The sequence below is a fragment of the Devosia geojensis genome, from assembly GCF_000969415.1.
Classification (GTDB): domain Bacteria; phylum Pseudomonadota; class Alphaproteobacteria; order Rhizobiales; family Devosiaceae; genus Devosia; species Devosia geojensis.
Window position 1 is genome coordinate 65,255 of the sequence record NZ_JZEX01000088.1, and the last position, 20,707, is coordinate 85,961.

A 20,707-nucleotide genomic window follows, 5' to 3' on the forward strand; every position below is an offset into this window, starting at 1 on the left:
CCACCGGATCACTTGATGCCCTGTGTGGCGATGCCTTTGGTGAGCAATCGCTGCGAGGCAAGAAAGAACCCCAGCACCGGGCCGATGGAGACGAGCACCATCGCAAACAGGCCGCCGAAGGAGGACGAGCCTCCACTGGGGTCGAGGAACAGCCGCAGCGCCACCGGAACCGTCATCCGATCGGTGTCGGTGAGGTAGATGAGCTGGCTGAAGAAGTCGTTGTAGGTGTTGATGAAGGTGAACACGGCCGTGGTCGCGAGCGCCGGCATCGACAGCGGCAGGATGATCCGCCAGTATCGTTGCCAGTAGGAGGCGCCGTCGACGACCGCAGCCTGTTCGAGCTCGCTCGGCAGCGAGCGCATGAACTGCACCATCAGGAAGATGAAGAAGGCGTCATGCGCGAGGAACTTGGGCACCACCAGCGGCAGGATGGTGTTCACCCAGCCGATGTTGAGAAAGAAGATGTATTGCGGAATGAGCTGCACATGAATCGGCAGCATCATGGTGCCGAGCATGATGGCAAAAAGGAACCACTTGCCGCGGAATTCGAGCCGCGCGAAGGCATAGGCTGCCATCGAGCAGGCCAGGAGATTGCCCACGATCGCCAGCGCGCAGATGATGAACGAGTTGATGTAGAACTGCGTGAAAGTCAGGTTGCCGTAGAGCTGCCAGCCGCGCACGAAGTTCTCGAGCGTCCAGTTTGTCGGTATGAACCCCATGTCGCCGAAGATCTCGGCTTCGGGACGCAGCGCGCTGAACACCATCCAGATCACCGGATAGAGCATGACGAACAGCAGCGCGATCAACAGCGCGTGCAGCCCAAGGCCTTTCAGCCGGCGCATGTTCTCGCGCCGGCGCTTCTCGGCGCGCAGCAGTTCGGGATCGTAGGTTCTAGCGGTCGCCATAGAACACCCAATAGCGCGAGGACCAGAACATCAGCGCCGTTGCGATGCCGATGGCGATGAGCAGGATCCAGGCCATGGCCGAGGCGTAGCCCATCTGCATCTGCTGGAAGGCTTGCTGATAGAGATAAAGCGAATAAAGGAGCGTGGAGTCGACCGGTCCGCCCCGCCCGTTGGAGACGACAAAGGCTTGCGTGAACGACTGGAACGAGTTGATCAGCAACAGGACGGTGTTGAAGAAGATGACCGGCGCGATCAGCGGCAGCGTGATGCGCCGGAACCGCTGCCAGGCGTTGGCGCCGTCGATCGAGGCGGCCTCGTAATAGGATTCCGGGATCTGCCGCAGGGCGGCAAGAAAGATCACCATCGAGGCACCGAAAGTCCAGACATTGAGCGCGATGACCGATGGCAGTGCGAAGGTCGGGTTGTTGATCCAGCCACGCCCGGCAATGCCGAACCAGCCGAGAATGTCGTTGACGACGCCGCGCTCGCCGAACACTTCCTTCCATAGAAGCCCGATGCCGACGCTGGCCCCGATCAAAGACGGCACGTAGAACAGCGAGCGGTAGATAGCGAGGCCGCGCAGACCCCGATTGAGCGCCACTGCGATCGCCAGCGAAAACAGCAGCACCAGCGGCACGGACCAGCCCACATATGTCAGCGTCACCCAGATCGAGGTGATGAAGCGCCGGTCGGCTGTGAACAGGCGGATATAGTTGTCCAACCCGATCCAGGCAGGCAGGCCGATCACGGCATAGTTGGTGAAGCTGAGGTAGAGCGACGCGAGCATGGGCAGCGTCGTGATCAGCAGGATGCCGGCAAGCCAGGGCAGCAGGAACAGATAGGCCGCGCGGTTGTCGGCCTTCTTCAGCGCCGAGCCCGAACGGCCCTGCGGAATGACCCGGACTGGGCGAGCAGACATGGTCGCCGGAGAAGCCTGGTCGTCTGAGGCATCAAGCGTGCTCATCTTTCCCCTCGGCACAGGATGGAACGCACTAGCTAGCGTCGCCACATCAGGCACATGCGGCCTGGAAAAGGAACGTGCGGGCAGGTAGCCCGCACGAGTCTTGGCAGAGCTAACGGGAGGCCTGGCTCAGTTGCTGCTGCAGCTCGCTCATCAGTTGGTCGGCCCCTTGTTCGGGGGTGAGTTGACCGAACGCCACCGCATCGTAGGCACGGTTCAGCGTGTCGGTCATGGCCTGGTAGCCACCCGCCGGCCAGAACACCGGCTTGGCGGTGTCGACGACCTGCTGATAGAGCTCGATATGACGGACCTGTGTCGGCTGGGTGTCGGGATCCTCAGCCTGGGCCGTGGCGAGATCGGGGATGGCGACGACGCCATTGTCCGATTCATAGATGCCGGCCGCTTCGGTGTCCTGAGTCCAGAAGTTGATCCAGGCGGTAGCGATGGGCAGCTGCTCGGCAGCACAGTTGGCTCCGATGGCAATACCGTTCGAGCCCAGATCCATGCCGACCGTACCGTCCGGCCCCACCGGATAGGGGCGAATGTTGATGGTCGCACCGGGATTGACGGTGTTGGTCACCGTTTGCACCGAACCCAGCTGGTTCGGTGGCCGATTGGTGGCGTAACCGCGTCCGTTGGCAAGGTTCGATTCCTCGACCAACGCGCTGTTCTCGCTGATCATCTCCTCCGGCGATTCCGTCACCCCTTCGTTGCGCAGCGTTTCCCAATAGTTGAACCAGGCGACAGCTGTTTCACGCGAGAAGGCGACCTGCGAGCCGTCGAACACCTGCTCGCCGTGGGACTGCACCCACGGAATGAACGCATCCGGCTCGCGGCCCATGTTGTGAGTGGCCACTGCCCCCTCGGGCAGTGTCGGCTGCACGGCCCGCAGATGGTTGGCGTACTCGTCCCAGGTATAGGGCCATTCGATCGGCTCGACACCGTTGGCGACAGCGTTCTCGAGCATCTGCTCGTTATACATAAGGGCGAAATAGAAGACGCCGTGCGGGATCATATAGAGATTGCCGTCGGCGCCCCGCCCTGCGTTCAGGACGGTCTCGGGGATGCCCGAAACATCGAGCGTGCCATCGGCGACCAGATCATCAAGCGGGAGCAATATGTCGGGCCGGGCATAGGTGGCGAGCCAGCGCGACTGCATGGTGATGGCGCAGGGCTGGTTGTTGCCGGTCGACTGGATGGTCAGGCGCTCCCAATAGGGGGCGAAATCCGCATTTTCGCGGACAACCCGGACGCCCGGATTCTGCTGCTCGAACAGCTGGATGATCTGATCGGTCTTGTCGTTGCGAACCTGGCCGCCCCACCAGCTGAAACGGATTTCCCCCGCCAGGTCCTGAGCCGCGATGGGCGCAGCCGTGCCGGCCAACGCCAAGGCAATTGCGGTGCCGGAAAGGAACGACCGGCGCGTCGGCGCGGCCCTGAACTGAACTTGCATGGCATCCCTCCTGTTTGCGATCGCTGCTTCCGGCGGTGATGCCGGCGCGCATCGTGCATGACGTGCGGCAGGTACTTTGCCTGACCCATTCCTTCGTCACGGCTTAAGTCTTGTATGCAAGATAAAGACGTGTCAACTACGAATTCGGCGCCGGAGCAAAAATCCTATCGGATTCCCGCGCGGCCAAAGTTGGCGTTTTTCCGCCAAAATCCGCGCTGGCGCGGGCATACAGCCGGCACCGGCACGGAACACGACACTGCGTTCTGGCTTCCACAGACTTATGATACGCTTAAACGATCATCCGTCTTATGCATACAAGATAGCAATCATGAATTCAGTCCTTCCGGACGTTTCATGAACCAGTCCCAGCGTGAAACGCTGAGCTCGGCGAAAACGCGCTCAGTCCAATAAGGATCTGCACTGGCGAAGGCTTCGGCTGCCGCCTGGTTCTCGGCCCGCATGATGATCATGCTGCCTATCGGCTCACCCGCCCCGTCGAGGTAGGGACCGGCAAGGATCAGATCGACGCCAAGGGCGTTGTAGTGGGCTCGATGGGCGTCACGATGCGCCAACCTCGCGTCGAGCCCGTTTGGCTTGTCGCGGCCGCTGACGATGAACAGCATGTCCTACCTCTTCTGGTAAAGCCGCGAGACCGACGCGCTGTCGGCCATTTCATTGCCCTCCTCGGCGAATTCGGCATAGCGCGCGACCGCCAGTTCGATCATGGGCATATCGAGATCGAGTTCTGCCAAGAACTTGTGAACCGACTTGAGATCCTTGTTCACCTGCCTGGCATAGGAGCGCGGCGGATCGAAGTCGTCGTCTACCATCTGGGTATAGATGCGCTGCAGGATGGCGCTATCGGCCAGACCACCCTTGAGACATGTCGGCAACAGCTTTGGATCGATGCCCGCCGCCCGTGCGGTGGCGAGCAGTTCGGCCATCAGGATGTAGTTCACCCCGACGATCGCCTGGTTGAGTATCTTGGTTTTCTGGCCCGAACCGAGCGCCCCCATATACGTGACATTGCTGCCTATCTCGCGGAGCAGGGGTTCGACGCGCTCGAAGAGAGCCCTGTCGCCCCCGACCATCAGCGCCAGATTGCCTTCACGGGCGGGTTGAGGACCGCCCGACATCGGCGCGTCGAGCCAATCGGCGCCGGTCTTGTGCTTGAAACGCCGGGCGATCTCGCGCGTGGACGCGGGCGAGGATGTCGACAAGTCTATGACGAGCTCTGCCCGCCCCCTGCCCGCGGCAAATCCCTTCTCGCCGAGGACAACCTCCTCGAGCGCGTCGTCTCCGAGGACACAGACCAGCCCGACCTCACACCGCGACCAGACCTCGGCAGCGCTATCCGCCCATTCGACACCGCTATCGCGGACCACCTCATAGCGGTCGCGCTCGAGATTCCAGGCGGTGACCTGGTAACCGCGCGAGGCGAGATTGAGCGCGATGGGAGCTCCCATGATGCCGAGGCCGACGAGGCCGATGGCGGGCTTGTCGTTCATGCCACACCCTCCATTTCGACGCGGTAGATGCGAGCAGCGTTCTGCCAGAACAGCTGGTCACGCTCCTCCACAGGCAGATCGGCTACGATCTCGGCAAATCCGGAGAAGATCGTATGGTAGGACCCGACGAGACTATCGACCGGAAAGTTCGAGGCGAACATGCATCTTCCGATGCCGAAGATCTCTATGGTGTCACGCACGATCCCGCGATTGGAGTCAGCCGTCCAGGGCTTCCCCCGCTGACCAAGGCCCGAAATCTTCACGGCGGCGTTGGAGTTGTCGGCAAGCAGGCGCATGGCCTCGCGCCATCCGGCAAGTCCTTCCAGTGAACGGTCGGCAGGCAGGCCGGTATGATTGAGGATTATCTGTGTTTCGGGGCAGGCCTGCGCCAAGTCGGCAGCCTCCGCCAAATGCCACCATGGCGTCTGCAGATCGAACGACAGGCCGTTGCGGGCCAATAGGCCATAGCCCCGCCGCCAGTTGGGGTCACCCATCGAACCTGAAGCGCCGCGCTCGACGGCGTCAGGGCTGGACGCTGCAGCCGGCTTGTGGCGGATGCCGCGCACGAAACTTGCCTGGCCATGGGCGGCAAGCACTTCGGGCGCATCGTCACGGTCGAGCCAGGCCTGAGCCACCATGACGTTCGGAAGCCCCTCGCGCTGGCGCAGCCTCTCAACCCATGCCACCTCGCCCAGAGGATCCGCCGGGTCCCACTCGGTTTCGATGAAAACGCTGCCGACGAGCTCGAACCCCTCAGCATCCGCGCGCAGATCATCGGGCAGATAATCGCGCTTGATGGCCTCGTAGTTGCCGTAGCGAAAGCTCACAGGCTTGTCGGCCAACCAGGGGAGGTAGTTGGCCGACAGATCCCAAAAATGCTGATGGGCATCGAGGATGCGCACGACGGAGCCCCGTCAGGCTTCAAGCTCAGCGTAGTAGCGATCGATCGCGGCCACATCGACGCTTTCATCATGCGGCCGCCCGAGCTTGTCGTAGCGCGCAGCACGAGCCTTCATGTCGGCAGCGAGAACCGCCTTGGCATGGAGAGCCACCTCACGCGCGATCTCGATCGGAACGACAATCAGGCCGTCGTCGTCACACCCGACGATGTCGCCGGGGCGAACCTGGGCGCCTCCGATGCCGATCGGCGTATTCAGCTCGACCACCTCGATACGGCCCGGAATGATTGTGCGGCCGCGCTCGCGGCAGGCCATCGGGGTCTTTTGCATGGTGACTTCGCCGGTGTCGCGACAATAACCGTTGGTGACGATACCGACAGCGCCCGCAGCCTGAAGCGCCAGCACATTCTCAGAACCGAAGAACCCCACTTCACCAGCACTACCCGTATCGGTGACGACCACAGAACCCTCGCGCACAAGGTCGGTGAGCCCGCGTCCCTTATGCCCCTGCTTCTTGAACCAGATGCCGTGGGCATTGACGATATCCTCGGTGGTATCGAGCTTCCACATCGGCGTATTGGCAGGTACGCAGCGCTGGGTGACGGCCGGTCCCCAGAACTTCATGCCGAGCCACAGAGGGCGGATCTCCTGGCTGACGAGACCGACGTTGAAATAGCCAAGCCCATCCATGGCGTCGGCAACATCCACTACGCGTAAGGGCTCGAAATACTTGCGGATCCTGTAGGGATCCAACGTGCGACCCATGGAGTCCATTGCGCTCGGTGCGGACATGGCAAACCCTCTCCCAATGCTGGCCGGCTTGGGCGCATTCCCTCCGGCGACGACCTTGTTGAGAGGCAATCTTGTATGCAAGAAGAGGAGCTGTCAACATGCAATGAGGACGCTCATTCGCGCCAGGATCGATCAAGACGACGCGCCGGGCGGTGACTGCGTCGTATCGATCCGTTCGGCAAGATAGGGCAGGCTGTTCTCGAAATGCGTGCGCGTCAGCGATGCCAACAGGACCCCGTCGCGAGCGGCGAGCGCCGTGAACATCTTGGTGTGCTCGATCAGGGCCTGTGTCCAGCGGCCGGTATCGAGATTGGCTAGCGCGCGGGCTCTTTCGACGCGCGGCAGCAAGGATTGCCAGACCGAATAAAGCACCGGGCTGTCAGCGATTTCCACGGTTCGCCTATGGATGAGCTGATTGACGCGCATATAGGCGGCGCGGTCCTTGTTCGTATGGAGGTCCACCATCTCCGCAAGCAGCCGGCCGATTTCCGCGATTTCCGCCTCAGTGATCTTCCGGCAGGCCATTTCGGCCGCCAGCCCTTCAATCGTTCCGAAAACCGTAAATAAATCAGCGATGTCCGGCGCGCGGACTTGAGAAACGACAACGCTGCGATTGGGCAGCAGATCCACCAGCCCCTCGGCTGCCAGGGTACGCAATGCCTCGCGCACCGGCGTCCGCGACACACCCAACTGCTCGCAGAGCTGCTGCTCCCGCAATCGGGTGCCGGGAGGCATCTCTCCCGTCAGGATCATCGAGCGCAAATGCGCTGCAGCTTCTGTATGCAAGTGTCCTTTGCGACGACCGGCTGGAGCGGTGTCTTCATCGGATTCCTGGGACTGCGGGCCGAGATATTTCATGCCTGCTCGTATGCAATCGAGGAAAAAAAGACAACACGAATGTTGCAGCGGTACGATTTTGCCACTATCCAATTCTTGCATACAAGATTTGGAAGTTAGCGAGCCGATCGCGACGAGCAACGTCCAGTTGCGCCAGGATGGAGGATAGGCATGGCAGACGTAATTGGGTCAACAGGCGCGCAACCGCAGCCGCTCGCGGGATTGCGCGTGCTGGACATGAGCCAGGTCATGGCCGGGCCATTCTGCTGCATGCTGCTCGGCGACATGGGCGCCGACGTGATCAAGATCGAACCGCCCGGAGTTGGCGACCAGACGCGCAAATCGATGGGCTTTCGCATGAAAGGCGAGGATAGCCCGGGCTTTCTGGCGCTCAACCGCAACAAGCGGTCGATCACGCTCAACCTCAAGACCGAAGCCGGAAGGAAAGTCCTGCACCGACTAGTTCAGACTGCCGACATCGTCGTCGAGAACGGCCGGCCGGGCGTCACCAAGCGCCTCGCGGCGGACTACGAAACCCTGTCGAAGATCAATCCAAGGCTTATCTATGCCAGCATTTCCGGCTTCGGCCAGACCGGCCCGTGGTCGCAGCGCGCCGGGTTCGATCTTATCGCCCAAGCGATGGCCGGCGTGATCAGCGCCACCGGACTTGCGGGGGCCGAGCCGGTCAAATCCGGCATTCCCGTGGGCGATCTGGGCGCTGGCCTCTTTGCGGCATATGGCATCCTCAGCGCCGTGATCGGTCGGCAGACCAGCGGACGCGGCCAGTACATCGACACCTCCCTGCTCGACGCGGCATTGGCGCTGTCGGTATGGGAAAGCACCGAATACTGGGCGACCGGCAATTCGCCGGCTCCGCTCGGCACCGCCAACCGGATGAGCGCGCCCTACCAGGCCTTCGCAGCCTCCGATGGCACATTCGTCGTAGGGGCCGCCAACCAGAAGCTGTGGCTGATCTTCTGCGATGTCGTCGACCGCGCCGACCTGAAGGACGATCCGCGCTATGCCACGAATGTCGAGCGGGTCCGCGCACGTTCGGAACTGGCGGCTGAGCTTGCTCCAACTTTCCTGACACGCACGGCCGGGGAATGGGTCGACGCCTTCCTTGCTGCCGGCGTTCCGGCCGGCCCGATCTATGACTACGCCAGAGCGCTCGACAATGACCACGTCCATCACCGTAAGGCCGTTATCGAGATCGAGCATCCGGTGGAGGGCAAGTTCCGCGCGCTCGGCTTCCCGGCCAAGCTGTCCGCGACGCCAGCGAGCGTGCGCATGCCACCTCCGCTTCTCGGCCAGCATACCGAGGAGATCCTTGCCGAACTAGGGCTCGACGCGGAACAATCAAGGCTCGACGAAGCGGGAGCTTTTGCAGCATGAGCACGGCTTCCGGTGCGGTGCGCCTGACCCGCCAGGATCAGGTGGCCCATGTCGTATTCGACCGCCCCGAGGCGCGAAACGCTTTCACCTGGGCGATGTACGAAGAACTCGACGCGATCTGCGCCGAATTGGCCGGGGACGAGAACCTGCGCGCCGTCACCTTCCGGGGCGCAGGCGGCAAAGCGTTCGTTGCCGGCTCGGACATCAGCCAGTTCCAGCAGTTCAACGGGGGCGACGACGGCATCGCCTACGAAGCCAAGATGAACCGCTATTTCCGCCGGCTCATCGATCTGCCGATGCCGACGATCGCCATCATCGATGGCTGGGCGGTAGGGGGCGGACTCAACATCGCGGCGTGCTGCGACATTCGTTTAGCCGCACGCAGCGCCAAGTTCGGCACACCGATCGCCCGCACCATCGGCAATTGCGTGTCGATGGAAACCTATGTGCGCATCGTTGCCGGTTTCGGCGAGCCTCGCGCCAAGCGCATGCTGCTGCTGGCCGAGTTCATCGACGCCGACGAAGCCTTCCAGGCAGGATTCGTGACTCACGTCGTCGAACCCAATGAGCTCGACGAAGCCGCTGAAAAGCTCGTTGCGACGCTGCTGGCCAACGCTCCGCTGACCCTCAGGGTTAGCAAGGCCGCGATGGCCCGCCTCGCCGAGCGCGAGATCGATCCCGCCGACGATCTGGTTTCGCTCGTCTATGGCAGCCAGGATTTTCGCCGCGGCGTCGCAGCCTTCGTTTCCAAGACCACCCCCAAATGGACCGGCCGCTGAAGTTCCCATGGCCGCCGGGCGGCCGGCCATTGCATCGAGGAGGAAGCAATGCTCAACCCGACCGGTGACATTCCGGTCTGGACCAAGATCGATCTGGTCCTGACATCGAGCCGCCAGTACGACAATCCCTACGTCGAGGTCGACGTCTGGGTCGACCTCCAAGGGCCAGGCTTTTTCCGCCGCGTCTACGGTTTCTGGAACGGCGGTTCTGAGTTCATCGTGCGCGTGCTCGCCACCACACCGGGTAAATGGCACTGGACATCCGGCAGCAACATGCAAGACCCGGGACTTACCGGCCGGTCCGGAAGCTTCACCGCACGCGGCTTCAACGAAGCCGAACTTGCCGAAAACCCCAACCGGCGGGGCATGGTGAAAGCCACTCCCGACGGACGCGGTCTGCAGTATGCAGACGGTACGCCTTATTTCCTCATCGGCGATACCTGGTGGTCCTTGCCCAGCTTCCGCTTTCCGCTCAAGGGGGGACGGGGCGACGCCGACGCCATCGGACCTCATGCAACGCTCAATGACTATGTGGCGCTGCGCAAGGCGCAGGGTTTCAACTGCATCGGCCTCATCGCCGCGCAGCCGGCCTGGAAGAACGACGGCAAGCCAAACAGCCTGCAGATGGAGGACGGCACGTGGGTGCGTGCGGCCTGGCGCCAGCCCGGCACCCAATCGGCCAAGGACATGCACAACGAGGGCGGCCTTCCATTTGAGTTTCCGGGCAAGGTGCCGGGGTTCGAAGACGTGTTTCCGGACATGGACCGGATCAACCCCGACTACTTCAAGGTGCTCGATGCCAAGATCGACTATCTCAATGCCGAGGGTTTCGTACCGTTCATCGAGGTCGCCCGGCGCGACACTGGGCAGGCCTGGCAGAAGTTCCACGATTTCGCGGAGTCCTACGCGCGCTACGTCAACTACGTGTTCGCGCGCTATCAGGCCAACATCACCATCCTCAGCCCCATCCACTACGACTACTACGAGCAGACGATACCCGCAGCCGACTATTCGGCCGCGATCGAGCACGCGCTCGAGCGGCACGGACGTCCGCCTTTCGGCACCATGCTGTCGGCCAATCCCAATCCCTCGACGCTGGTCAATTTCGGTGCCGACAGCTGGGTCGACCTGCATCAGTCGGGCAACGTGCGCGAGCATTATACCTACTGGTACCTGACCGAGATCTTCCACGCCGCGCCGACCAAGCCCGCCATCAACGGCGAACCCTACTACGCGGGGCTCCATCAGCTCGGCACGCCTTATCCGCTGCGTGTCCCGCCGGACAGCCGCGAGGACCGCTACTATGTGCGTTCGGGGCTTTACGGCAGCTTTCTGTCGGGCGGGCTGGCGGGCTTCATCTATGGCGCCGAAGGCATCTGGCAGTCCGACACCGAACCCGACTCGCTCCACAAGATGTGGGACAGCTTCCGCTGGCAGTCGGGCGCGGAGGTGCAGCATCTGAAAGCCTTTGCCATGATCAAGGGCGAAACCTACCGCCAGCTCGAACCGATGGCGGACCTCGTCATGCCCAACAAGGCCGCGCCGGACTTCGCCTATCACGGCTGGAGCTATTGCGCGCGCACGCCGGACCGCAGCCTCTTCATGCTCTATTTCGAGGATCAGGCGCCGCTCGAAGCCAAGTTGCGCGGGGTCGAGGTCGGCGCGCGCTACCGCCCCCGGTTCTTCGATCCGCGCAAGGGCGAATGGCACGCACCCGCCGACATGCTGGTCGTGCCCCGCAGCTCGGTCCTCGTCCTGCCGCAGCGCCCCGATGCCCAGGACTGGGGACTGATGCTCGAACGAACATAGTCCTTCCTTCTCAACACATGAGAAAGGCGCCCCCTCCTGGAGGCGCCTTCTGTCGGGAGGACAGTCGTGGGCTTATGCCCGTCCGAGCCGCCTGAGGAAGTCCTCACGCTTCTTCTTGTAGGGATGCGGCGGCATGTCGGGAAACATCGGCTTGGTCGATTCATCGGGCTCGATGCCAAGAACCTCGAACAGCATGGCCCGGTCGTAGCGGTCGTTCTCGGACTCCTGCTTGGCGTAATACAGCACGTCGTCGATGACGTCCTGCGGCACGACGATGGCCCCGTCGCCGTCGGCCACGATTAGATCGCCCGGCTTGACCGCCGCACCGCCGATTTCGACCGTCGAATCGGGCTCACCGAATTCGACGCGCCCCTGATACATGGGCTGCACCACCCAGCGATGCCAGCAAGGCATGGCCTTCTGGTAAAGCTGCTCGTCGGTATCGCGCGCACCGCCATTGGTCAGCACGCCCTTGACCCCGCGCGCCGCCCAGACCATCGAGTCCATCGATCCGATGGCAGGGGTTTTCTGGCCCATGGTGTCTATGACGAGGAAATCGCCTTCCCCGACCTGCTCGCGGAAATCGCCCATGTTCCAGAGCTGTCCGTACCAGTATTCATAGGCCCACTTCGTATAGTCTTCCGGTGCGAGATCGGGCACGCGGGTCTTGGTGGGAATGTGCCGGTAAGTCTGGGCGAAGCCGGCTGCCTTGGTACGATAAAGCGGACGAATCTCCGGGTCGACCGTGCCGACATGGTGCAGGCCCACCCAGTCCATGCCGTCGCGGATATCCGTGACGCGCAGCTTTGCGACAGTATCCAGAATCTCTTTGCGTTTTGCCGTATCCAACGACCTTTCCTCCTCGGTTCGTGTTCAGGGCTGTTCGCGTCGCATCTCCGCCTCGAGGTCGCCGAGCTTGGCGACCCTGCGACGGAACTGCGGCTCGGTTGAGAATTCGGCGGCAAGGAAGGTCCGCACCACCGAACCGATGATTTGCGGGCCGATGATCCAGGCGCCCATGCACAGGACATTGACGTCGTCATGCTCGACGCATTGGCGCGCCACATAGGTGTCGTGGGCAACCGCGGCCCGAATGCCGTTGACCTTGTTGGCGGCGATGCACGCTCCCGCCCCGGTGCCGCAGACGAGAACGACGCGCTGCGCCCGTCCGGTGCGGATGAGTTCGACCGCCTCGCGCGTCACGTCGGGAAAGTCGATGGGCTCCTCCGAGGTCGCGCCGAGGCTGATCACCTCATCGCAATGGGGAGCCACGATATCGTGGACGAAGCGCTTGAGCGGAAAACCGGCGTGATCGGATGCCAGTCCGATGGCGGCGCGGCGCGGGATGACGAAGCCCGATCCGTGCTGCTCGGCTTCGCTCTGCATCGACATTCTCCTCCGAGATGTGGCCAGTCCTCATTGCTGACCGAGTCATTACCGTGGTAATACCTCTTTGACAAGCCCTTCGCTTGACATTGTCGCGCATCGGGCCCAAGCGCTCCTGCAGTGAGGAATTGGGACATGGATGCAAAGCTCAAGCGCGGCGAGGACGAGAAGGTCCGTCACTACGACAAGGTCTTCGCTTTTCTGCGCGAACAGCTGATCTCCGGGGCCCTGAAGGCCGGAGACCGCCTGCTTCCCGAGCGCGACCTCGCGCTCAGCCTCGGAGTCAGCCGGCCGGTTGTGCGCGAGGTGTTACGCGCACTCGCCGCCATCGGCGTCGTCGAGATACGGCACGGGTTCGGCAGCGTCGTGCGCAAGCCCGATTTCCGCGAGCTCGGGGACATCTTCACCCTGATGCTGGCGCAGCAGGACGATGTCGTCGAGGACATTCTCGAAGCACGCATCGCCATCGAACGCCAGGCGATCCGCCTCGCCTGCCGGCGCTCGAACTCTGCGGACATCGCTCAACTCAGCGCGCGTCTTGGTGACATCGAGACGACGCTGCACGATGCTGCCGCCGGCGCCGACGCGGATTTCGCCTTCCACGCCGCCATGGTCGCCGCCGCGCACGCGCCCATGCTCGAGAGTCTCTACGCCGGTATCGCGGCGCTGCTGCGACGCTCGCATTTCGAACGCCGCGTGCGTATCACGAAGCTCCCGGAGCTCGAGACCTATGTGGCCGAGCACCACCGCCAGCTCCTGGCCGCCATCATCGAACGCGACGAAGCGCTGGCCGAGGAATTGATCGTCTCCCATTTCAGTATCGGCTCCTCCCTCGGCAGGCGATCGATGATCGATCCGAAGTAGTCGAACTCACAAAGCCGATTTCCAGCGCTTTCAGCACCTCGCTCTTGAAGGTGTCCAGCCACGGTCGCGCGCTCATCCGCGTTCGGCCGGTCGCCGCCCGCCAAATGCTTTTGCTCAAACGGAGGGTGGGATAGAAAATTCATTTCCAGCATACTAGAGCACTAAGAATGCGATTTATGCATACTTAGGCGACTAGGCCGATGAAATGAGCGCATTGGTAAACCCCAGGAACCTATACGAACTCGAGTTGCGGTTGGCTCAGGATCTGGCGTGGCTGAATCTGCCTGCCAAGCCCTGGGTGCCGGCGCGCACGCATGGCGATGCGCGGGTGCTGGACGTGGCGATCGTCGGCGGGGGCATGCTGGGATTGGTGACGGCGGCGGCGTTGCGCAATATCGGCGTTGACAGGATCCAGGCCTTCGACCGCGCCGCGGCCGGCCGCGAGGGGCCGTGGATCACCTCGGCCCGCATGCAAACGCTGCGCACCCGCAAGGATGCCGCCGGGCCGGCTCTCGGCGTACCGTCGCTGACGTTCCGCGCATGGTTCGAGGCCCAGCACGGCGCGGATGCGTTCGAGCGCATGGAGCGCATACCGCGCGAGATGTGGATGGACTATCTCGTCTGGTACCGCCGCGTGCTGTCGCTGCCGGTCGAGAACGAAACGAGCGTCACCGGCATCAGTCTCCGGGCGGATGGTCTCGTGGCCATCGAGATCGAGTCGGCGGGACGCAGGAGAGACATCCTCGCGCGCCGCGTGGTCCTGGCGACCGGCATCGACGGCCTTGGGGAACCCGCCTTGCCGGAGGTGGCGAGGCACCTGCCGGCGCACTACCGCGCCCATAGCTCCGACCTCATCGACATGGCCGGGCTGGCCGGCAAGCGCGTCGCGGTCGTCGGCGCCGGCGCGTCGGCCATGGACAATGCCGCGGCGGCACTCGAAGCAGGGGCAGCACGGGTCGACATCTTCATCCGCCGGACCGATATCCCGCGCATCGACAAGTTCACCGGCGTCGGCAGCCGCGGCATGACGTATGGCTATGTCGGCCTGCCGGACGATGCCAAGTGGCGCTATATGGTCGAGGGCGAGCGCGCTCAGATCCCACCGCCCCGCCACAGCGTCCAGCGCGTATCGCGCCATCCCAACGCGCATTTCCATCTGGCAAGCCCGATCGAGGCCTTGGCCGAACACGACGGAGCGGTCGAGATCACGACGCCCAAGGGGCGCTATCGGGCCGACTTCATCATCTTCGCCACAGGCTTTGCCGTCGATTTCGCCAACCGGCCCGAGTTCGCCGGCATAGCCCCGTTCATCCGGCGCTGGGCCGATGTCTACCAGCCGCCCGCCGACCTTCAGCATGCCGGCCTTGCCGAAATGCCCTATCTCGGTCCCGGCTTCGAGTTTACCCCGCGTGCCGGTGCGCCGGCCAGCATCTCGAACATCTACTGCTTTGCCTATCCCGCGGTTCTGACGCACGGCAAGATCACCAGCGGCATCCCCTCGATCGGCGAGGGCGCCACGCGCCTGGCGCAGGCCATCGCCCGCTCGCTCTTCGTCGAGGACCGCGCCATCCACCTGGAATCGTTCCTCGATTTCGCCGTGCCCGAGCTTTTTGGCGACGAATGGACCGATGCCGACGAGGAAGCCTTCGCCCAATGACCAGATCCTCTCCCCTCCTCCTCCAGGCGTTCTACGGCATTTCCTCGCCATGGGCCTATTTCGGCGCGGAGCGCTCCAAGGCCGTCGCCGACGCGGCCGGCGCCGAGCTGGTGCTGCGCCCCATCCGCATCATCGAGGCCAATGGCGGCATACCCCTGCGCAACCGTCCCGACAGCCGCCAGCAATACCATGCCGTCGAGCTCGACCGCTGGCGCAGGTTCCTCAACATCCCGTTGAACCTCAAGCCGAAATTCTACCCCTGCCGCACCATCGAGCCGGCGGCGCAGGCGGTGATCGCCGCCCAGCGCGCCGGGCTCGATGCCTTCGCCTTCTCCTTTGCCATCCAGCGTGGGCTTTGGGCGGAGGATCGCGACATCGCCGATCTCGATACCCTGCGCGAGTTCGCCCGCGCCACCATCGGTGAGGGAGGGGCGGAGCTCGTGCGCGATCCGCAGCCGCAGGACATCCGGGACGAGTGGCTGGGTAACCTCGCCGAGGCCGAGCGGCGCGGCATCTTCGGCACGCCGACCTATGTCGTGGGCGATGAACTGTTCTGGGGCCAGGACCGCCTCGATTTCGTCGAACGGGCGCTGGCTGCCGCAAGCCTCAGGGAAACCGCGTGATGAGCACCGATACCACAATCGTTCCGCCCGAGGCCCAGGCCCTGCATGATCGCTCGATCGTCGTCGACGGGCTGCAGACCTCGCTCTGGGGCCGGCCGATCTTCGAGGAGATGCGGGCCGGCGGGCTGACGGCCGTCAACGTCTCGACGGTACTTTGGGAGAACTTCCGCGAGGGCATCGACTATGTGTCGCAGTGGAAGCGCCACCTGCGCGAGAATGCCGACATCCTGCGCCCGGTAAAGACCGTGGCCGATATCCATGCCGCCAAGGCCGAGAACAAGACGGGCATCATCATCGGCTGGCAGAACACGTCTCCGCTCGAGGACAAGCTCGACTACGTCGAGATCTTCAAGGACCTCGGCGTCGGCATCATGCAGCTGACCTACAACACCCAGAACTATTCGGGCGCCGGATATCTCGAGGAGCACGACAGCGGGCTAACCGGGTTCGGCCGCGAGGTGCTGGGCGAGATGGCGCGGGTCGGCGTGCTCTGCGACCTCAGCCATGTGGGCGACAAGACCAGCGCCGACGCCATCGACTATGCCAAGGGGCCGGTCTGTATCTCGCACGTGCTGCCGCGCGCCCTGCACGACGTCAAGCGCAACAAGCCGGATCACCTGTTCACCGCCTGCGCGCAGAAGGGCGGGCTCATCGGCATCAGCCTCTTCGCGCCGGGCCTCGCCGCGGGCAACGACGCGACGGTCGAGGACGTGCTCGACGCCATGGAGCACGTCATCAACCTCGTGGGCGAGGACCATGTCGGCATCGGCACCGACTTTTCGCTCGACCGGCCCCGCCCCAGCGACTGGCTGCTCTGGGCCAATCGCGACAAGGGCACGGCCCGCAAGCTCACCGAATTCGGCTCGGTCAAGATCAACAAGCCGGCCGGCATCCGCCGCATGACCGATATGCCGAACCTGACCGCGCGCATGCTGGCGCGCGGCTGGAGCGAGACGACCATCACCAAGCTGCTCGGCGGCAACTGGCTGCGCGTTCTCGACGCCGCCTGGACGCCGCAAGGTTGAAAACCGACTACCTTCTGGAGAGACACATGATCCGCCACCTGACCACCGGCCTCCTGGCCGCCACCGCCTTCACCATTGCCGGCGCCGCCGTCGCGCAGGACGCCAATGTCACCGGCACCGTCAACGTCATCGGCTTTTCGGGCGTCTTCGCCGAGAACTACGAGACGTTCATCATCTCGGCCTTCGAGGAGCAGTATCCGGGCATCGACGTGGTCTATCAGCCGTCGAGGAACTCGGCCGAAACCCTGGCCCTCCTCACCCTGCAGAAGGGCGATCCGACCGTCGATGTTGCGCTGATCGACGTGGCCGTCGGCATCCGGGCTGCGCAGGAAGGCCTGACCGCGGCGCTCGACCCGAACGTCGTCACCAACCTCGCCGAGACGCCCGACTGGGCCCGCATCGAGGGCGACCGCTCGATCGCCTTCTCGCAGGACAACCTCGCCATCCTCTACAGCACCAACACCGTCACCGAGCCGCCGACCAGCTGGAACGACCTCAAGGACCCGAAATACGCCGGCCGCATCGCCGCCCGCCTCGCCGACACGCGCGGCGTGATCCTCATCCCGATCCTCAACAAGATGGCGGGAGCGGACTACAAGGAAACCATCGACCCGGCCATCGCCGCGATGAACGAGTTCGCCCCGAACGTCCTGACCTGGGACCCGGCGCCGGACTGCTACGCCGTGGTGCAGAGCGGTGAAGTCGACCTCTCGATCTGCTGGAACGGGCGCGCGCAGTACCTGCACGACACCCAGGACGGCGTCATCGGCATCGCCGCTCCGGTCGAGGGCTCGATCGGCCAGACCAACACCATCAACCTCATCGAGGGCTCCAGGAACGCCGAAGCGGCCCAGCTCTTCATCAACTATGCCCTGAGCGCCGAAGCGCAGGCGACGTTTGCCGAAAAGAGCTTCTATGGCCCGGTCAATTCCACGGTCGAGCTCACCGACGAAGTCGCCCAGCGCATCTACGGTTCCAAGGAAGCCCAGGATGCGCAGATGACGCTGGACTGGCCGTTCATCGCCACGGTCTATTCGGACTGGATCCAGCGTATTAATCGCGAAGTCATCGCGTTCAACTAGTCACCCGGACAGGAAGCGCCCCATGGCCGACAAGCACGTCATCGTCGAGCAACTGGTCAAGACCTATCCCGGCAGCGGCGCGCCTTCCGTCGACCACGTCGATTTCGATCTCGAGAAGGGCGAAATGCTCGCCCTTCTCGGTCCTTCCGGCTGCGGCAAGACCACCATCCTGCGCATGGTCGCCGGCCTCATCACGCCGACTTCGGGCCGCATCCGGCTCGACGGGCGGGACATGGCCGAGATACCGGTCCACAAGCGCAATATGGGCATGGTCTTCCAGTCCTACGCGCTCTTTCCGCATATGAGCGTCGCCGAGAACGTCGCCTTCGGCCTCGAAATGCGCGGCGTGCCCAAGGCCGAGCGCGCTGCGCGCGTCGAGCGGGCGCTCGACCTTGTCAAGCTCAGGGGCTACGGCGAGCGCCGCATCACCCAGCTTTCCGGCGGCCAGCAGCAACGCTGCGCCATCGCCCGCTCGCTGGTGATCGAGCCCCAGCTGCTGCTTCTCGACGAGCCGCTTTCCAACCTCGACGCCAAGCTGCGCGACGAGATGCGCGAGGAAATCCGCGACATCCAGGCGCGCACCGGCGTCACCGCGATCTTCGTCACCCACGACCAGGACGAAGCGCTCTCGATGGCCGACCGGCTGGCGGTGATGTCGGCCGGCAGGATCGAACAGATCGGCACGCCGCGGCAGATCTTCGACAGGCCCGCCACCGAGTTCGTCGCCAATTTCATCGGTGCCGGCAACTTCCTCACCGGCACGGTCGTGGAGCCGCATCAGGCCAACGTACCCGGCCTCGGCATGGTCGTCTTCGGCCTGGATGCGCCGCTGGGCAAGGATGTGCGCCTGCTCGTGCGCCCGCACCGCTTCACCCTCAACGGCAAGGGCGAGAATGCCTTCGAGGGCGTGGTCCGGCACCTCGTTTATCGCGGCGACACGCTGACGCTCGACGTCGACGTCAAGGACCGGACCTTCCTCGTCGACCTGCCCACGCATGCCGGCACCCTGCCCGAGCGCGGCGACCGGGTAACCCTCACCGTCGCGCGTGACGACGTGACAGTCATCGGGACGGCAGCGTGACGACGAGCGACAGGAAAGGCAACCGCGGCATTCTCTTGTTGCTGCTCCTGCCGGGGCTGCTGGCCCTGGGGGTGAGTTTCGTCGCGCCCCTCCTCTGGCTGCTGCGCGCCTCGTTCTCGACCTCGGCGCTGGGCGGCGCGGACGGCAGCTGGACGCTGGCGAACTATGCCGATGTGGTGCTCGACCCCTTCTATTGGCGGGTGGCGGGCAACACGCTGAACTACGGGCTTACCGTCGCGGCCTTTGCCGTCGTCCTCTCCTACCCGATCGCGCTCTTTCTCGCCCGCACCACCAGCCGCTGGCGCGGCGTGCTGACCGCGCTCGCCATCGCTCCGCTCCTGACCTCGGGCGTCGTGCGCACCTATGGCTGGATGGTCATCCTCGGCGACCAGGGCGTCATCAACGGCACGCTGCAGGCGCTCTCGCTCATCCAAACGCCGATCCGGCTCTCCAACAATTTCCTCGGCGCCACCATCGCCATGATCGAGATCCTGATGCCCTATGCGATCCTCGCCATGCTTTCGGGCTTCGGACGGCTCAACACCCAGCTCGAGGAGGCCGCCGCCATGCTCGGCGCCAATCGTCTCAAGGTGTTCTGGCGCATCATCCTGCCGCTCAGCCTGCCCGGCGTCATCACCGCCGCGCTCCTGGTCTTCGTGCTCGCGATTTCCGGCTTCGTCACTCCGCGCCTGATGGGTGGCGGGCGCGTGTTCGTGCTCGGCACCGAAGTCTTCCAGGAAGCGACGGTCACGCTCAACTTGCCGCTGGCGGCGGCGCTCGCCATGCTGCTTCTGGTGCTGTTCAGCTCGGTGATCGTCATCTACCGCCGCGCATTGCGCGCGCTGGAGGCATGAGGCGATGGAAACCTCCCTGCCCGCAAAGTTCGCCTGGCGACTGCTGATCGGCCTTCTCTACGTGTTCCTGCTGGCGCCGATCATCATCGTCTTCGTCGTCTCCTTCGACACGCGCCAGTACCTCGCCTTCCCGCCCGAAAGCCTCTCGTTCGGCTCCTATGTGAAAGTGTTCCAGAACGCCGATTTCATCTCGGCTTTCTGGCGCAGCCTCCTCATCGGCGCGATCGTCGGGCTCGGCGCGGTGACCGTCGGCACGCTCATCTCGCTGGCGCTCACCCGCTACAGGTTTCGCGGCGAAGGGGCGGTCAACTTCCTCGTCATCGCGCCCTTTATCGTCCCCAACATCGTGCTCGGCGTCGGGCTCGTGCTGGTGCTGGCCGGATTCGGTCTGCTCGACACCTATCCGGGCATCGTGCTCGCACACCTCGGCATCACCATTCCCTATACGGTGCGCACCGTTAGCATGAGCCTGATGTCCGTCGACCGCCGCGTCGAGGAAGCCGCGCTCGTCCATGGCGCTTCGCCCTTCAACGTCTTCTGGCGCATCACCCTGCCGCTGATCCGGCCCGGCATCATCGCCGGCGGCGTCATCGCCTTCCTGATCTCGTTCGACGAGACCACGATCTCGCTGTTCATCGTGTCGGTGCGCAGCTCGACGCTGCCGACGGAAATCTACCGCTACCTCGAATACTCCACCGACCCACAGATCGCCGCGCTTTCGGTGGTGCTGATCCTGATCTCGGTGGCCGTGGTGATCGTGCTCGAGCGGCTGATTGGCCTGCGCAAGGCCGTATAGG

General features: G+C 63.8%; 21 protein-coding genes. 11 read left to right on the forward strand and 10 right to left on the reverse strand.

The annotated features are described in order from the left end of the window. Positions 1-8: 8 nt before the first annotated feature. From VE25_RS08900 to VE25_RS08935, 8 genes are all read right to left on the reverse strand, one after another. Positions 9-905, reverse strand: a complete 897-nt coding sequence (locus tag VE25_RS08900; protein ID WP_046108251.1) for a carbohydrate ABC transporter permease — start codon at positions 903-905, stop codon at positions 9-11. Then, positions 892-1,824 carry a carbohydrate ABC transporter permease gene (locus VE25_RS08905; RefSeq protein WP_152664566.1) on the reverse strand — a complete coding sequence of 311 codons (933 nt, stop codon included), beginning with the start codon at positions 1,822-1,824 and terminating at the stop codon, positions 892-894. The genes VE25_RS08900 and VE25_RS08905 overlap by 14 nt, the downstream gene beginning before the upstream one ends. 154 nt (positions 1,825-1,978) lie before the next feature. Further along, complete coding sequence (locus VE25_RS08910) at positions 1,979-3,319, reverse strand: ABC transporter substrate-binding protein (protein ID WP_046108253.1); 1,341 nt, start codon at positions 3,317-3,319, stop codon at positions 1,979-1,981. A 326-nt stretch (positions 3,320-3,645) separates the two neighbouring features. Further along, entirely contained in the window at positions 3,646-3,942 is a 297-nt protein-coding gene (locus VE25_RS08915; RefSeq protein ID WP_046108254.1) for a YciI family protein, read from the reverse strand. 3 nt (positions 3,943-3,945) lie between these two features. Continuing rightward, a complete protein-coding gene (locus VE25_RS08920) occupies positions 3,946-4,827 on the reverse strand; it encodes an NAD(P)-dependent oxidoreductase (RefSeq protein ID WP_046108255.1) in 882 nt (293 codons plus the stop codon). Beyond that, positions 4,824-5,729: an amidohydrolase family protein gene (locus tag VE25_RS08925; RefSeq protein ID WP_046108256.1), complete on the reverse strand. Its 906-nt coding sequence runs from the start codon at positions 5,727-5,729 to the stop codon at positions 4,824-4,826. The genes VE25_RS08920 and VE25_RS08925 overlap by 4 nt, the downstream gene beginning before the upstream one ends. 12 nt (positions 5,730-5,741) lie before the next feature. After that, positions 5,742-6,518, reverse strand: a complete 777-nt coding sequence (locus tag VE25_RS08930) for an RraA family protein (protein WP_201776064.1) — start codon at positions 6,516-6,518, stop codon at positions 5,742-5,744. A gap of 132 nt (positions 6,519-6,650) precedes the next feature. Next, positions 6,651-7,376 carry a GntR family transcriptional regulator gene (locus VE25_RS08935; protein ID WP_160299971.1) on the reverse strand — a complete coding sequence of 242 codons (726 nt, stop codon included), beginning with the start codon at positions 7,374-7,376 and terminating at the stop codon, positions 6,651-6,653. A gap of 150 nt (positions 7,377-7,526) precedes the next feature. On the opposite strand from VE25_RS08935, the gene VE25_RS08940 reads away from it, so the two are divergent. The 3 genes from VE25_RS08940 to VE25_RS08950 are packed head-to-tail and all read left to right on the forward strand — an operon-like array spanning position 7,527 to position 11,338. Further along, a complete protein-coding gene (locus VE25_RS08940) occupies positions 7,527-8,750 on the forward strand; it encodes a CaiB/BaiF CoA transferase family protein (RefSeq protein ID WP_046108258.1) in 1,224 nt (407 codons plus the stop codon). Beyond that, entirely contained in the window at positions 8,747-9,529 is a 783-nt protein-coding gene (locus tag VE25_RS08945; RefSeq protein WP_046108259.1) for an enoyl-CoA hydratase/isomerase family protein, read from the forward strand. Before VE25_RS08940 ends, VE25_RS08945 begins: the two co-directional genes overlap by 4 nt. A gap of 48 nt (positions 9,530-9,577) precedes the next feature. Beyond that, positions 9,578-11,338: a DUF5060 domain-containing protein gene (locus tag VE25_RS08950; RefSeq protein WP_046108260.1), complete on the forward strand. Its 1,761-nt coding sequence runs from the start codon at positions 9,578-9,580 to the stop codon at positions 11,336-11,338. 72 nt (positions 11,339-11,410) lie between these two features. On the opposite strand, the gene VE25_RS08955 is transcribed toward VE25_RS08950, so the two are convergent. Then, positions 11,411-12,187: an RraA family protein gene (locus VE25_RS08955; RefSeq protein WP_052731840.1), complete on the reverse strand. Its 777-nt coding sequence runs from the start codon at positions 12,185-12,187 to the stop codon at positions 11,411-11,413. Between the two features lie 24 nt (positions 12,188-12,211). Then, entirely contained in the window at positions 12,212-12,724 is a 513-nt protein-coding gene (locus VE25_RS08960; RefSeq protein ID WP_046108261.1) for an RpiB/LacA/LacB family sugar-phosphate isomerase, read from the reverse strand. Positions 12,725-12,859: 135 nt separating this feature from the next. Between VE25_RS08960 and VE25_RS08965 the strand changes: the two genes are divergently transcribed. From VE25_RS08965 to VE25_RS09000, 8 genes are all read left to right on the forward strand, one after another. Then, positions 12,860-13,588: a FadR/GntR family transcriptional regulator gene (locus VE25_RS08965; protein WP_046108262.1), complete on the forward strand. Its 729-nt coding sequence runs from the start codon at positions 12,860-12,862 to the stop codon at positions 13,586-13,588. Between the two features lie 205 nt (positions 13,589-13,793). Beyond that, a complete protein-coding gene (locus tag VE25_RS08970; protein WP_046108263.1) occupies positions 13,794-15,245 on the forward strand; it encodes an NAD(P)-binding domain-containing protein in 1,452 nt (483 codons plus the stop codon). Then, positions 15,242-15,868 (forward strand): 2-hydroxychromene-2-carboxylate isomerase, encoded by a 627-nt coding sequence (locus tag VE25_RS08975; RefSeq protein ID WP_046108264.1) that lies wholly within the window; start codon positions 15,242-15,244, stop codon positions 15,866-15,868. The genes VE25_RS08970 and VE25_RS08975 overlap by 4 nt, the downstream gene beginning before the upstream one ends. After that, positions 15,868-16,893, forward strand: coding sequence for a dipeptidase (locus VE25_RS08980; RefSeq protein ID WP_046108265.1), 1,026 nt, complete (start codon positions 15,868-15,870; stop codon positions 16,891-16,893). Before VE25_RS08975 ends, VE25_RS08980 begins: the two co-directional genes overlap by 1 nt. A gap of 26 nt (positions 16,894-16,919) precedes the next feature. Further along, positions 16,920-17,975: an extracellular solute-binding protein gene (locus VE25_RS08985; RefSeq protein ID WP_052731841.1), complete on the forward strand. Its 1,056-nt coding sequence runs from the start codon at positions 16,920-16,922 to the stop codon at positions 17,973-17,975. A gap of 22 nt (positions 17,976-17,997) precedes the next feature. Then, positions 17,998-19,056 (forward strand): ABC transporter ATP-binding protein, encoded by a 1,059-nt coding sequence (locus VE25_RS08990; protein WP_046108266.1) that lies wholly within the window; start codon positions 17,998-18,000, stop codon positions 19,054-19,056. After that, positions 19,053-19,910 carry an ABC transporter permease gene (locus VE25_RS08995; protein ID WP_046108267.1) on the forward strand — a complete coding sequence of 286 codons (858 nt, stop codon included), beginning with the start codon at positions 19,053-19,055 and terminating at the stop codon, positions 19,908-19,910. Before VE25_RS08990 ends, VE25_RS08995 begins: the two co-directional genes overlap by 4 nt. A 4-nt stretch (positions 19,911-19,914) precedes the next feature. Then, on the forward strand, positions 19,915-20,706 hold the full coding sequence (locus tag VE25_RS09000) for an ABC transporter permease (RefSeq protein WP_046108268.1): 792 nt from the start codon (positions 19,915-19,917) through the stop codon (positions 20,704-20,706). The last annotated feature ends 1 nt before the right edge of the window (position 20,707 follow it).